Annotated in this window: 13 protein-coding genes; 9 read left to right on the top strand and 4 right to left on the bottom strand. The window is 67.8% G+C overall.

What is annotated here, in order from left to right; genetic code table 11:
* Nucleotides 1-189 precede the first annotated feature (189 nt).
* Together AS594_RS09760 and eccE are read right to left on the bottom strand one after the other, a co-directional pair.
* A complete protein-coding gene (locus AS594_RS09760; protein ID WP_069933161.1) occupies nt 190-1,029 on the bottom strand; it encodes a hypothetical protein in 840 nt (279 codons plus the stop codon).
* The gene (gene eccE, locus AS594_RS09755) at nt 1,029-2,357 is read right to left on the bottom strand and encodes a type VII secretion protein EccE (protein ID WP_079148243.1); all 1,329 of its coding nucleotides are present in this window, start codon (nt 2,355-2,357) and stop codon (nt 1,029-1,031) included. The genes AS594_RS09760 and eccE overlap by 1 nt, the downstream gene beginning before the upstream one ends.
* 330 nt (nt 2,358-2,687) lie before the next feature.
* On the opposite strand from eccE, the gene eccB reads away from it, so the two are divergent.
* The 7 genes from eccB to mycP (AS594_RS09725) all read left to right on the top strand — a co-directional run bounded on the left by eccB (nt 2,688) and on the right by mycP (AS594_RS09725) (nt 10,003).
* Nucleotides 2,688-4,280 (top strand): type VII secretion protein EccB, encoded by a 1,593-nt coding sequence (gene eccB / locus AS594_RS09750; protein WP_069926598.1) that lies wholly within the window; start codon nt 2,688-2,690, stop codon nt 4,278-4,280.
* 206 nt (nt 4,281-4,486) lie between these two features.
* Nucleotides 4,487-4,798, top strand: coding sequence for a WXG100 family type VII secretion target (locus AS594_RS09745; RefSeq protein WP_069926597.1), 312 nt, complete (start codon nt 4,487-4,489; stop codon nt 4,796-4,798).
* A gap of 47 nt (nt 4,799-4,845) precedes the next feature.
* Nucleotides 4,846-5,130: a WXG100 family type VII secretion target gene (locus AS594_RS09740; RefSeq protein WP_069926596.1), complete on the top strand. Its 285-nt coding sequence runs from the start codon at nt 4,846-4,848 to the stop codon at nt 5,128-5,130.
* Nucleotides 5,131-5,254: 124 nt separating this feature from the next.
* Nucleotides 5,255-6,631, top strand: coding sequence for a type VII secretion-associated serine protease mycosin (mycP, locus tag AS594_RS09735; RefSeq protein WP_069933162.1), 1,377 nt, complete (start codon nt 5,255-5,257; stop codon nt 6,629-6,631).
* Nucleotides 6,632-6,707: 76 nt separating this feature from the next.
* Entirely contained in the window at nt 6,708-7,058 is a 351-nt protein-coding gene (locus AS594_RS09730; protein WP_069926595.1) for a hypothetical protein, read from the top strand.
* A gap of 38 nt (nt 7,059-7,096) precedes the next feature.
* Nucleotides 7,097-8,560, top strand: coding sequence for a WXG100 family type VII secretion target (locus tag AS594_RS43885; protein WP_141743790.1), 1,464 nt, complete (start codon nt 7,097-7,099; stop codon nt 8,558-8,560).
* A gap of 90 nt (nt 8,561-8,650) precedes the next feature.
* Nucleotides 8,651-10,003 (top strand): type VII secretion-associated serine protease mycosin, encoded by a 1,353-nt coding sequence (mycP, locus tag AS594_RS09725; protein WP_069933163.1) that lies wholly within the window; start codon nt 8,651-8,653, stop codon nt 10,001-10,003.
* A 123-nt stretch (nt 10,004-10,126) separates the two neighbouring features.
* Here mycP (AS594_RS09725) and AS594_RS46090 read toward each other — a convergent pair whose 3' ends face one another.
* Together AS594_RS46090 and AS594_RS47220 are read right to left on the bottom strand one after the other, a co-directional pair.
* The gene (locus AS594_RS46090; protein WP_240508977.1) at nt 10,127-10,300 is read right to left on the bottom strand and encodes a hypothetical protein; all 174 of its coding nucleotides are present in this window, start codon (nt 10,298-10,300) and stop codon (nt 10,127-10,129) included.
* A 292-nt stretch (nt 10,301-10,592) separates the two neighbouring features.
* On the bottom strand, nt 10,593-10,718 hold the full coding sequence (locus tag AS594_RS47220; protein ID WP_276207395.1) for a hypothetical protein: 126 nt from the start codon (nt 10,716-10,718) through the stop codon (nt 10,593-10,595).
* A gap of 485 nt (nt 10,719-11,203) precedes the next feature.
* On the opposite strand from AS594_RS47220, the gene AS594_RS09715 reads away from it, so the two are divergent.
* Both AS594_RS09715 and AS594_RS09710 read left to right on the top strand, forming a co-directional pair.
* Nucleotides 11,204-11,539 (top strand): hypothetical protein, encoded by a 336-nt coding sequence (locus tag AS594_RS09715; RefSeq protein WP_069933164.1) that lies wholly within the window; start codon nt 11,204-11,206, stop codon nt 11,537-11,539.
* A gap of 14 nt (nt 11,540-11,553) precedes the next feature.
* Nucleotides 11,554-12,714, top strand: coding sequence for a WXG100 family type VII secretion target (locus AS594_RS09710; protein WP_478078924.1), 1,161 nt, complete (start codon nt 11,554-11,556; stop codon nt 12,712-12,714).
* Nucleotides 12,715-13,091 lie beyond the last annotated feature (377 nt).

The raw sequence follows: 13,091 nt of genomic DNA, 5'->3' as shown, positions 1-13,091 counted from the left end.
TGCTGAATGCGTCGTCGCGGTCGTGCGGATGGGTGGCGCGTCCTACGCGGCTGCGACGTTCACCGCATCACCAGAAGACTAATCTTTCGACACACGGTACGGAAAAGCACCCTTGCGTGCGGACCGGCTCCGGTGGTCCCCCGGAAGCCGGCCCGGCCGGTGCTCGGTCCGTGACGCTCGCGCGGGACCTCAGTCCAGGCGGCGGGCCATACCGAGCAGACCCGTCTCCGCGTCCGTGGGCTCGGTCATGACGTACTTGCGATGCTTGCGCGTGCACCACAGGGCGACGTTGTCGGACAGCGTCGGGAGCATCTCCAGGTGCTCGGCGGGGATGCCGAGAGTGTCCCGTACGACATCGGTCTCCTGGGGCGAGATGCGCTGGATCCCGACCAACTGCGCCTGCGCCAGCCAGCGCGGCGCGTGTTCGCCGACGAACGGCAGCACGGTCACCACGGCCTGCCACGGCAGCGACGTCACGCGCCCGCGCGGCGGACGCACACCGCAGTCGCGGATCAGCACCACCGGGCTGGAGACCGAAGGCCCCTGCGCGGGCACCCGCCCCACCGGATAGACCGTCATGCACTGCTGACCGCCGCCCGCCGCCTGGGCGAGCTGCTGCCACGCTTGCGGACGGCCGGTCTCGACACCCACGCGCGCCCCCGTCGCGGCCGCGCGCAGCGCCAGTACCTGGGCGATCCACAGACCACCCACGACGACGACGTCGAACGGAGTGGGACGGGCCAGGCCGAGCACCGCCGGCTGGGAGGCGGTATCGGTACCGATGATGACGCCGTCGTCGCCGATCGGCATGCTGATCGCCGCGATCTCGTCGGCGCTGACGACATGACGGTTGCGACGCGGTCCGCGCAGCCCGAACCCCGGGCTGAAGATGCGCCGTTGCTGCTGCGCGGCCTCCGGCCGGATGATCGGGATCAGTCCGGTGTCGGTGGGCGAGGCCACGTGAGCCGGTGTGCGGGCGGGCTCCTGGCCGCGCTGCCCCGGGTTCATGGTCGGTGTGGGGTAGGACATCAGTAGGTACCTCCGAGCGGCAGGGTGGCGAGTGCTCCCGGGACCTGTTCCCGGTCGAGACGCACCAGGCCGACCTTGGACGCGCTCGCGGCGCGCTCCAAGTCCCGCCGCACCTGGCCGAGTTCGTTCTCGCCCCGCCCGGTGATGCGCACATGCCCGGTGACGGAGATCCCGCGGTTGCCGGCCTTGCTCAGGGTCATGCTGAACGTCGTCGCGAGCACGGGCAGCGAAGTGAACTGCGTGATGAGCTGCGGCAGTGCGACACCGCCGTCCCCCAACTGCGGCCAGCGGGAGATCCAGTAGGTGGAGTGCCACCGGTCGTCGACCCGCCAGCTGCGCACCGACTCGACCGTACGCCGCTGAGCGGGCCGCCCGTCCTGACCGCGCTGGGCGTTGGCCCGCGGGTTGAGGCAGCTCGACGTCGCCAGGGCCTGTACGAGTTCGTTCTCGTCCAGGATGGTCGCCTCGAACCCCGCGCCGGCCAGCCGGCTCGCCAACTGGTCCGCCACGCGCAGCAGTGCGCGCTGGGCGCCGGGGACACCGTCACCCCGCGCCTCGACGGCCTCGGGGCACAGTTCGGGGTCGAGCTTGAGGGCGACCCAGGTGAGCCGCAGCGCGGGAGAACCGGCCTGGGCCTGGAGGGGTCCGTACGACCGCGCGGCGACGGACTGCTGGGGCAGATGGGGCGCGGGGGCCGGCTGGGTGTGCTGCACGACCTGCGCGGAGGCGAGGCGGATGCCGTCGACCTCCAGCGCGTCCTGGACCAGCTGGAGCGGCAGTTGCCGGCCGGCGAAACCGGGACGCAGCGGCTCGTCGCCCGGCTGCACGAAGAGCACCGCGGTCAGGAACGACCCGTCACCGATCATGCCGATCGAGCGTTCGTCACGGGAGACGAAGGTGTACGTCCGCAGGGCCGAATCGCACTCCACCGTCGGCGCCAGCAGCGGGTCCGTACCGGGCGGAACGGGCAGCTTGGCCTCGCGCTGGCGGCGCTTGAGGGCGCGGGCCGTGTCGTACCACTCCGGCAGCGGCCGGTGGTGCCTGCGCAGGATCGCCAGGAGCAGCAGCAGCGCAGCCACGGCGCCGGCGGGTGCCAGCACCCAGCGCTCGGAGGTGACCCAGGCGGCCAGCATGACGGCTGCCGCCAGTTCGACCAGGATGAGCTGCTGGAGCCGCAGCGGACCCAGGCCGCCGGGGTGGGGCAGCGTGCGCGGCGCCGCGGAGTTGCCGGCCGCCGGAGCCGGGGCCGGGGCCGGGGCGGCTCTGCGGCCGCGGCCCGGTGGCTGCTGTGCGCGGCGTCCGCGCCGAGTGCTCGTAGCGCTGGTCATCCCCCGGGACATCCCTTTCGCGAAGTGGTGGCCGTCGTCGGCGCGGATCCCTCGACCGGATCTCAGCGACGGGGCCAGGGGCCACAATTGCCCACGTCAGTCGTGCGAGTGGTCACGGTACCCGTTGATGAACACGGGGCGACACAGGTGCCGGGCTACGAACATGGCACAGCCCTGTGAAGATGCGGCGGGGACGCCGCACCTGGTGGATCACGGTCGCGCGGCGCAGTGCATAGTAGGTGGCCTGATCGGCTGAAGCAGCCTTTACGCACGACCAGCCTGATCGGCTGAAGCAGCCTTTACGCACGACCAAACGGGAGAGCCAGGACCATGGCAACGCGTCGGGATGAGCTCGCCGCCTATACGTTCGCTCGCAAGCGCACAGTCGCAGCGTTCCTGGCACCTTCGCCCGGAGGCTCCGACGAGGGCGCACCGCGTCCCATCCGTACCGTGATGCCCAGCCTGGCGGTGGGTGTTGTCCTGGTGATCGGATTCATCGCCTGGGGTGTGATCAAGCCCTCGGCGCCCAAGGGCTGGGACACCCCCGGCGCGCACATCATCGTCGACAGCGATTCCACGACGCGCTACGTCGTCATCAAGGACAAGGCCGAGAACGGCAAGCAGGTCGCGACGCTGCACCCCGTCCTCAACTACGCCTCCGCCAAGCTCCTGCTAGACAAGGGCAAGGGCACCGTCATCGAGGTCCCGGGGAAGGACATCGACAAGAGCGGCATCCCGCACGGCGCGACGCTCGGCATCCCCTACGCCCCGGATCGGCTGCCCACCAAGGAGGACGCCGAGCAGGAGAAGACCTGGGCGGTCTGCGAGCAGCCGGCGCCCGGTTCGAACACCGCGATCGACCGCGCGGTCTTCGTCCTCGACGGTGACGACGCGAAGTCGGTCGGGAACCCGGGGAAGGTGGACGCCCACGAGGCGCTGTACGTCGTCGACACCAGGACCAAGCTGGAGTACCTGATCGACGGCAAGGGCAGCGCGTTCGTACTGGGCGGCACGTCGGGACTCGGCGGCACCCGGACGGAAGACACCAGGATGGAACAGCTGCGCGCCGCCGTCTTCGGCACGAAGGCCGACCCGCAGCCGGTCAGCACCCAGTGGATTCAGACGCTGAACCGGGGCGGTGTCATCGCGTTCCCGACCGTGCCCGGCATCGGCGGCCAGACCCGTGTCGAGGGGCTTCCCTCCGAGGCGCAGACGGTGGGCCGGGTGCTCAAGGCGCAGGACGCCCAGGGTGATCAGTACTACGTCGTACTCGAGGACCGCGTCGCCCCGGTCACGTCGTTCGTCGCCGCACTGCTCACCCAGTCGCCGTCGGCTCCGCAGGCGTACGGAAACGACAAGATCGATTACATCAAGGCCGACACCTCGGCCATCATCGAGGCCAACGGCGGTCAGGCGGACGGCTTCTACCTCGACAAGGGCTGGCCTCAGACCGTCCCGCAGCAGGCCAACTCCGCCGGTACGGCGACCGACGCGGCGCGCACCACCTCGTGCAGTGTCTACAGCGGCACCATCGGGGCGGACCAGCGGCCGAAGCTCGCCGCGTGGGCGGGGAAGACGTACCCCAAGAAGGTCATCGCCGACTCGCTGAGCGCGTACGTGTCCTCGGGGTCGGGGCTGCTCTTCCAGGAAGTGACCGGCGCGGCGCAGGGCGGCGGCGGGACGTACTTGCTGACCGACACGGGCCTGCGCTACTCACTGCCCTCGAACAACGACAGCGCGGCGAACAAGAACGGCGCCGGTTCCGCGTCGGAGGGCGAGCCGAGCGAGACGGACAAGGCACGCACACGGCTGGGATACGAGAAGCTCACGCGCATCGCGGTCGTGCCGAAGTCGTGGGCGGAGTTCATCCCGAAGGGCCCCACGCTGGACACCGGCAGCGCGGCCCAGCCGCAGAGCCAGTGACGTCAAAGTCCCAGCGCACACCAGGACTTGGGTGTTGTTGATCACAACGCAGTCGCGCATGTGTGTGAACTCTGTAACTGATAACTCGCACATGTGGATGTGCGACGGACGGGCGATAGAGTGGTTGCAGCGCTCATTGATGTGACGCTTATCCGGGGAGTGGCACAGGCTTCCCGGACCATCAACGACATGGGGGAAGGTTCACCATGGCCGGGCAGTTTCGGGTAACAGAAGATGAGCTGACCAGGCTCTCGGGCCAGATCGCCACAGTGAATGGTCAGATCCAGGGCGAGATCCGCCGTCTTGACGGAGTGATCAGCCAGATCGCGGGGGGCTGGCAGGGCCAGGCGGCCAAGTCGTACCACGAGCTCCAGAACCGGTGGAACGAGGACGCCAAGAAGATGAGCGACATCCTCAACGACATCAAGGAAGCCGTGGACTCCACGCGGAGCAACTACACCGCGTCGGAAGAGCAGCAGAACGCCGAAGTCAGCAAGATCATGTCCGACTTCGGCTGAGCAACTCTTCCCGTCTTTCCACGACTTCTTCCTGAAAGGGAGCGACGATGTCGATTCTCGTCAATTACGCCACCATCACCAACGCGTCCACGGACGTGAAGAACACCGCGGGTCGCATCAAGCAGCAGCTCGACGACGTCGAGGCCGCTGTCCGCCGTGTCGCCGCCACCTGGGAGGGTGAGGCGCAGGAGGGTTACCAGCGCAAGCAGCGCGACTGGGACAAGACCGCGGCCAACCTGCACGCGACCCTGATGAAGATCGCCGCGGCGCTCCAGAACTCGGCCGAGGCCTACCAGGCCACCGAGAAGAGCAACGCCAACACCTGGGGCTGATCCGACCCGAGGAAAGACGAGTGGGGCCGGCCCGGTTGACGCCATGGCGCGTCCGCTGGGCCGACCCACTTCTGCACCGTCTGAAGCGTCACAACCGAAGCAAGAAAGCCTGGGGAGCCTGAACATGGGGGTCCTGACACCCCGTCCGCGTACGCGCACGAGTGGAACCCGCGCACTGCAGCGGGCATTTGGCGTTCTCGCGGTCACCGGGGTGTGTCTCGCGACCGCCCCGCCGACGGCGACGGTGGGCGAGGCCGCCCCCGTACGCACCTCGACCGCGGCGACGCCTGCGACGGCGCACACGTCCACCCACACGTCCACACCCACGACGGCACGCACGACGGCACCCGTGCCCACTCGGCTGACCGGCGAGGACGAGCCGAACTTCGGACTGTCCTCCAGCTCCGAGTGCACCTTCGGCGGCGACATCATCAAGTCCACGCCGTGGTCGCTCCAGCGCATACTCCTGGACCAGCTGCGTGCGCAGGCGACGGGCAAGGGCGTAACGGTCGCCGTGATCGACACCGGCGTCGACGACAAGAACCCGCAACTGAGCGGCGCGATGGCAGCCGGCGGCAAGGACTACGTCGGCAAGTCCCGTGACGGCACCGAGGACATCGAGGGCCACGGCACCCGGGTCGCCGGCATCATCGCGGCCCGCGAGATCGACGGCACCGGCTTCGCGGGCATCGCGCCGGAAGCCAAGATCCTCTCGCTGCGCTACACCGGCGCCGAGGAGAAGCAGGGCAACTCGGGGACGATGTCCGCCGCGATCAAGGACGCCGTCGCCAAGGGTGCCAAGATCATCAACATTTCGTCGGACACCGCGAACAAGCAGGACAACACGCCGCTGCGGAACACGGTGGCGGCGGCCGTGCGGGCCGGCGCCCTGATCGTCGCGGCGTCCGGCAACGACGGCGCCGACGGCAAGTCCGCCGACACGTACCCGGCTTCGTACCCCGGCGTACTGGCGGTGGCCGCCTCGGACCGCAACGACGAACGCGCCTTCTTCTCGCAGGCGGGCAGCTTCGTGGACGTGGCGGCGCCGGGCGTCGGCATGGTCTCGACCGTCCCGGTGAAGGGCCAGTGCACAGCGGACGGTACGAGCTTTGCGGCGCCGTACGTGGCGGGCGTGGCCGCCCTGCTGAAGGAAAAGCACCCGGAGTGGACGGCGGCCCAGATCACCACCCGCATCCAGGAGTCGGCCCAACGCCCGGGACGCGGCCCGAACCGCTACCTGGGCTGGGGCGTGGTGGACCCGGTGGCCGCCCTCTCGGACGAATCCGCCCCGGGCACCCGCCCGCAGGAGGACCCGCCGGTGACATCGGGCTCTACCGAGGTCATCCCGATGGCGGTAACGATGGGCGAGACGGAAGCGGAACAGGAGCGCCGGGTCGCCATGTACGTGGTGGGGGCGGGCCTGCTGCTGGTGCTTCTGGCAAGCGGCAGCGGGATCGCGGTACGTGACTGGCGGAACAAGCGGGCAAGGCAGTCGGGGTAGTGCGGCGCCGTATTTGCGTTGTGCGAACGGGCGTCGGCGCTGAAAACTTTGGAAAACAGGGGAGAGGACACGGGGTATGAGCGACGGAATGCGGGTGGATCTGAGTGCACTCGATGAAGTGATCAAGAAGCTCTGGACACTGCTGGACGACATGGACAAGGCGGGGGAGACGTCGCGGTACCGGACGGACATCCCGATGGACGCGTTCGGGCAGACGTGCATGTTCTTGGAGGCGGGTGACCTCCAGAAAGCCCACGTGGACACGAAGGGCGACCTGGAAGGCGTGATTAGGGGACTGCACGGGCTGATCGACAAGTTCGGCAAGAGCACCTCCAAGGTCAAGGACAAGTACACCGAGCAGGAGTACGCGAACAAGAACCACATGGGTGGTGACTCGGGGGGCTCGAACGGCAAGTGGGACAAGTAGTCCGATCGAGAAGCACCAACTGAGGGGAAGGGTTCAAAATGGCCGGTGAAAAAGAGCTGCCGAAGCCAGTAATTGAGGCTGAGACCTGCATTGCGGGAAGGCCTCAGACCAAGACTCAATTCATCGAGTACTCGCTCAAAGAACTCAAGCAGATGCTTGAAGGCACCAACCCGGGCACGATCGAGGAGACCGGCCGCAACTGGGGCAAGGTCAAGGACATCCTCGCCGGGGGCAAGGACGGCGAGGGGATTGCTGGCCTGCTCGACAAAGCTGTCGACAACGTGCTGGAGCACTGGCAGGGGGAGGCTGCCGCAGCGTTCGAGAAGAGCGCTCGAAAGCTCGCCCAGAGCATCAGGAATGCCGCTTGGCATGCAGATCTCAACAGCTCCCAGATGGCTGACGCTGCAGCGCAATTGCGTAACTACAAGCAGCAATTGGACGACATCAAGGAACCCAGCGGATGGGCAAAGGCCGGTGACGCTCTCAGCGACTGGTCCTGGGACAACGGCGAATCGACCGCCGAGGACCTCAAGGATCGCAAGCTGACCACGGCGGAAGTCGCTAAGATCAATGAGGGCAAGATCGGTGCCAGCCGAGAAGCGCATCTCAATGGTGTCGCCGTCATGGAGAACCTCGGCGTTCAGTACGCGCGAGTCGCTGGGAACTTGAATAGGAACCGCGCTCGTGTTGACGACGATGGCCACATCAAAGAGCCGACCCGTGACGTAGAGTTCCCGCCGCCCGTCACGCCGGGCGGAACTGGCGGTGCGTCCCGGCCAGGCGTTTCAGGTTCAGCCAATAAGCCCTGGAGTGCCGGTCCGCCCAAGGGTATTGGTGCAGCTCCCGTGGTTCCGCGCCCCAAGGGCATCACGGGAGGCGTTCCTGGAACCCCGCTGCCGCCCACGACGGGCACGAACGTGGACAGCATCAAGCCCGGCCTGACGGGCGGTGGCCCTGGCACTGGGCCCAGCGGTGTCGTGCCTGGCGGTCCCGGTACCGGTCCCGGTGGCGCGCCGAGTGCCGTCGTTCCCGGGGGAGGCGGCCCGGGTCTCAGCCGTGCCGCGACACGCAGCGGCGTCGGCGTGCCCGGCGGCCGTGCGGGTCTTGGCGGTCCGGGCGGCACGGCAGCCGGCCGTGGTGCTGGAGCACGAGCCGGCATGGGCGGCATGGGCGGCGGCGCCGGTGCAGGCGGCGCCGGACGGGCTGGTGCAGGCGCCGGTGGCCGTGGAGCCCTCGCGAAGTCTCGTGGCGGTGTGGTCGGCGCGGCCAAGGGCATCACTGGCAAGGGTGCCGGTGGTGGTGCGGGTCTGCACGGTAGCCGGGGTGGAACTCAGCGCGGCGGTATGCCGGGTGGTATGGCTGGGGGCATGGGCGGTCGCAACGGCCGTCGTTCCGGGGAAGAGAATGAGCGGGGCGAGCGTCCCGACTACCTGGTCGAGGACGAAGAGACCTGGATCTCGGAAGAGGACCGCAACCGGAACGTGCCGCGCAACATCCAGTAGGCACGAACGGGCGAGCCGCACGGAAGGTCCGTGCGGCTCGCCCGTGTTAAGGCTGGCGTAGTCAGTCGTAGTCGAGTGAGGAGCAAGGAAATGGGTGCCAAGCGAGTCTGGTCCACGGCGGGAGTCGTGGCGCTGACAGGAGCCTTGCTCCTCACTTCAGCCCCGACTGCCTCGGCGGACTATGTCAGAGACCAACAGTGGGTGTTGGACGTATTTTCCATGCAAGATACTTGGGCCGAGTCCCAGGGGGAGGGCGTAACTGTTGCGGTCGTCGATTCGGGTGTCGACGCCACTCACCCCGACTTGAGTGGTCAAGTCCTCAAGGGGAAGGACTTTACCGGCGGCGGCAATGCCCACGAGGATACCTTCGGGCATGGGACGGGTATGGCGAGTCTCATCGCCGCTCGCGGCCACAGCGCTAAGAACGCCTCCGGCATGATCGGGCTCGCACCAAAGGCGCAGATTTTGCCACTGCGTACTCTACAAAACAAGGATGACAAGAACCTGGATGAGACATGGGGCGCTGCAGTTCGGTATGCAGTCGACCAGGGCGCGAAGGTTATCAATCTGTCCTTTAGTAGTGACGGCGGTAGTAAGACTCTCAGTGATGGCCGTCAAGCGATTGCATATGCGCAGGAGCACGACGTTGTGGTTGTTGCAGCTGCCGGAAATAGTGGAGCCGTCGCCGTCGATGAGCCAGCTGCGCTGCCCGGCGTTGTTTCTGTCGGTGCGGTAGATAAAGAGGGCAACCGCTGGGAAGGTTCGAACACTGGCAAAGGGCTTACTCTCACGGCGCCCGGTGTCGAGATTCTAGCGGCGAACAAGAATCGATCGCCGGAATACGGTTTGTCTACGGGGACCTCCGGTGCCACCGCCTACGTATCCGCCACCGCCGCCCTGGTCCGTGCGAAGTATCCCGACCTCACCGCCGGACAAGTGATCAACCGGCTCATCAAGTCGGCCTCGTTCCTGGGCCACAAGGGCCTGAAGGCGCCCGACGATGAGTACGGCTACGGGATCATCCGCCCCTACAAGGCCGTCACGATGGACATCCCCAAGGGACCGAAGGAAGGCCCCCTGGGCAAGCTGCAGTTGGCCGGTGCCTCCGCGCAGGCCGGCAGTGCCGCAGGCGACGATGACAGCTCGACCCGGGCCAAGAAGAAGTCGTCTTCGAGCAGCCGACTCTTCCTCATCGGCGGAATCGCGGCCGTCGTAGTCATCGGCGGCATCATCTTCGCCGTGGTGCGCAGCCGCGGAAACCGTGGCAACGGCGGCCCCGGTCCCGGTGGCCCCAACGGTGGAACTCCTCCCCAGGGCATGGGCGGCTACCCCAACCAGCCCCAGTACCCCACGGCCCAGCAGTCGTACCCCACCGCTCCTCCCGGCAGCGCCCCGCAGCACCCCAACCCCTACGCCCAACGCCCGCCGCACCAGGGGCAGTAAGCAAGACGGCGGGGACGGAGTGAGCGATCGGCGTGCCGCCCTCCTGCCTCCGGGCCCCAGACGGGGGCAGGCGGGGGCGGTGTCGCAGAGATCGTCAGTGGGTGACGGTGACGACGATCTCGCTTACCTGGGTGCCCGGCTCGATATAGCGGTGCGCTTCGGCGATCTCCTCCAGCTGAAGGTGCGGTCCACGGCATGTTGGAAGGCGCCGCTGTACAGGCCCGGGGCGACGAACGCCTCGGCCTGGCGCAGCCGTTCCATGTCAGTGGTCGTCTCGAAGAGGGTGCAAGTACGCATGTTCAGTCCGGGCATGTCGAGTTCGAATCCCGGATAGAGAGCCGCCTCGCCGCTCAGGGCCCCGTACGTCGAGCACTCGCTCGACGACGTTCTCCTCGTCGGTGACGAACACTTCGGCCGCCCCGCCTTGAGCAGGGCATTTCTCTTGGTGCCGGTGCCGGTGCCGGTGCCGGTCGGGTAGTAGCGATGGGTACCGACCCGGCGTGGGCGGTGCGGATCGCGGCCAGGACCACGCTGCTTGAGGCGGCGGTCAGTACAACCGTGTCCCCGGCGCGCATTCCGCCGACCTCGATCAGCGCTCCGTACGCCGTCGAGTACGGCATCCACCGCCGGCGCCCTCCAACGCGCTCACGTGCGCGCCGGTGGCCTCGACCACTCCGGCGGCCTCGGTGCCGAGCCGGCCGGGGAACTCCTTCACCGGCTCGATGTACTGGCCCCGCGGAGCATCACCTCGGCGCGGTTGAGGCCGATCGCGTCCACGCGCAACAACAACTCGTCGCACCCGGGTTCGCCGTCCTCACGTCCTCCAGCCGCTATACCTCCCGCCCGCCGCGTCGACAGGGAGAGCGGCCGTCACGGCTACGCCAAGCCGAAAGTACGAAGACTGTCAAAGTATGACGGATGTCGTACTTCTCGGAGCGTTCCAGGGCTGAGTCGGCGAACACTCCCCGGAGTCGGCAGAGCAAGGCCATGTCCTGTGCTACGGGTTGATCGTTGGGCCGTTCGTGGGGTGCGTACGGGAACGTACCGCTCCCGGCAGTCGGTAACACGAGTCAATGCCGCCTGCTGCGGAGCGAGTTGACGCACGCCCTGGGCCGGTCAACCACCGGTCCCGGGAACAGGGGCAACGGGTGGAGCATCCGGGCAACGCCTGTGCGCCGCCGAAATGAATGAGAGTCGCCCATGCCTGACGACGCGCCGTTCTACGCCCCGGACGTGGGCAGGAATCTGGCCCGCAAGTTCGAGCTGCAAGCGTACGACTTACGGGCGCACCAGAAGAAGTTCATGGATGAAACGGGTGAGGAGTCCATCTCGGACGGCTTCGGCTTCCTGACCGAGTCGGACGAGCTGAGAACCGTATACGTCGCGTACTCCACCGACGCCGCCGACGCGATGAACCTCCTGCATCAGTACCTGGACGCTGTCGCTGATTCGCTGCGGAAAGTCAACGGCAACACCGAAGTCACCGATGAGGGTGTCGCAGTGCTGTTCGGGAAGAGCGACGGGGGAAAGAAGTGAGCGGCAGCGAGTCGATGAGGGAGGAGCTCGTAGAGCTTGGAATCGAGCTCGTGAACCCCGGCGGCAGACCCGACGAGCTCAGGCAGGCAGCCAAGGCGTGGCGCCGGCTCCAGTCTGAGGTCACCGGCGCCAACGGCTTGCTCAAGGCCCTCGACAGGAATGTCGAGGACGTGGTGGGGGACACGTGGCGCGGTCCTGCCGCGGAGGCGTTCAAGGCGCATTGGCGCGAGGTGAAGGCGCAGGTCGAGAAGTCGACGGCCGAGTACGACGAAATCGCGGGCAAGCTCGACGAAGCCGCCGATGCCATCGAGCAGGTCAACTCGGAAATCCACGACATCTACATCGAGATCGGCGTCTCGATCGGAGTCGGCGTGGCTCTTTCATTCGTGACGCTCGGCCTGGGAAGCGCCGCCGCGGCGACGAACGTAGCCAGGCTCGCCGGGCAGGCCATCAGCCTCTCCGAGCGCCTCGGCCGGCTGTTGAGCCGCATCGCCTCGGCGATGCGTGCTTACCAGCGGTCGACGAGGACGGCCAAGATGCTGACGGACTTCGGTATCAACTGGGCAGGCAACACCGTCGGTACGACCCTCAGCGCGGCGGCGACGGGCAAGGGTGTCGACGGTGCGGGCCTTTACCAAGCGACCTGGCAGGGCGGCGTGTCATCGCTGGTGGGTACGCCGCTGGGGGTGGTCGGGGCAGGTGGCGCAACGGCCTTGCTGCGAAACCGTGGCACAACGCAGCTCGGCATGCGTGCCGCGGAGAACGCGGCGGGTGGTGTGGTGGGCAATGTCGGGGGCGGTCTCGCCGTCGACGGGGTCTCGCAGGCGACCGGCGCCAACAAGCCGGAGTGGCTGAAGAACGCCGTGGTCAACGCCGCGGGTGGCGGTGTCGGCGGTGTCGGTGGGGTCGGCCTCGGAGCCATGGCGCACCATCGGCAGCAGGCAGTGGGCGCCCCGGTCGTTCCGCCGGCGAGCCCCGACGCTGCGAGGTCGCCCGGGGGCAGCGGCCGCCAGGGAGACGGAACTCAAGGCGCACCGCAAGGCGCACCGCAAGGCGGAACCCAAGACGGAACCCGATCCGCCCCCGCCGGGCAGCCGGGGGACGGAGCCGGCGCGACTCCTCCCGTGAGAGCGCGTACACCTCGACAGCGTGACATCAGGGACGACTTCGGATGAGCACCTGCCCCCGGCCCGGCCAAGCGCGCCCACTTCGCCGGCCGGACGTCGGAGGACACGAGAGACCAGGAAACGGGGGCTGGGGACAGGGGGATCAGGACACGGGAGATGGGGAACGGAGCCCGGTCCGTGCGCGACCTGGCGTTGTGCTCCCCGCGCTGCGCCGCGGTCACGGGTTGATGGTGGACAGGAGTCGGCAGTAACCCGACCGCGCACGCTCTCCGGGGCATTCTCTCCTCCCACAAGCGAAGCTCCTGATGGACGGCCGCCGGCCACGCCGGTCCTGCCGTCAGGAGCCTCGTGTGCTCCGGCCTTCTTGCCCCGGACCATGGAGAGCCAACACAGAGCTGAACTGGGTTGCGGGGAATACTTCGGGT

The sequence above is a fragment of the Streptomyces agglomeratus genome (assembly GCF_001746415.1).
GTDB lineage: Bacteria > Actinomycetota > Actinomycetes > Streptomycetales > Streptomycetaceae > Streptomyces > Streptomyces agglomeratus.
Note: the sequence above shows the minus strand (reverse complement) of the source record. Positions and strands in the feature narration are given on the sequence as shown.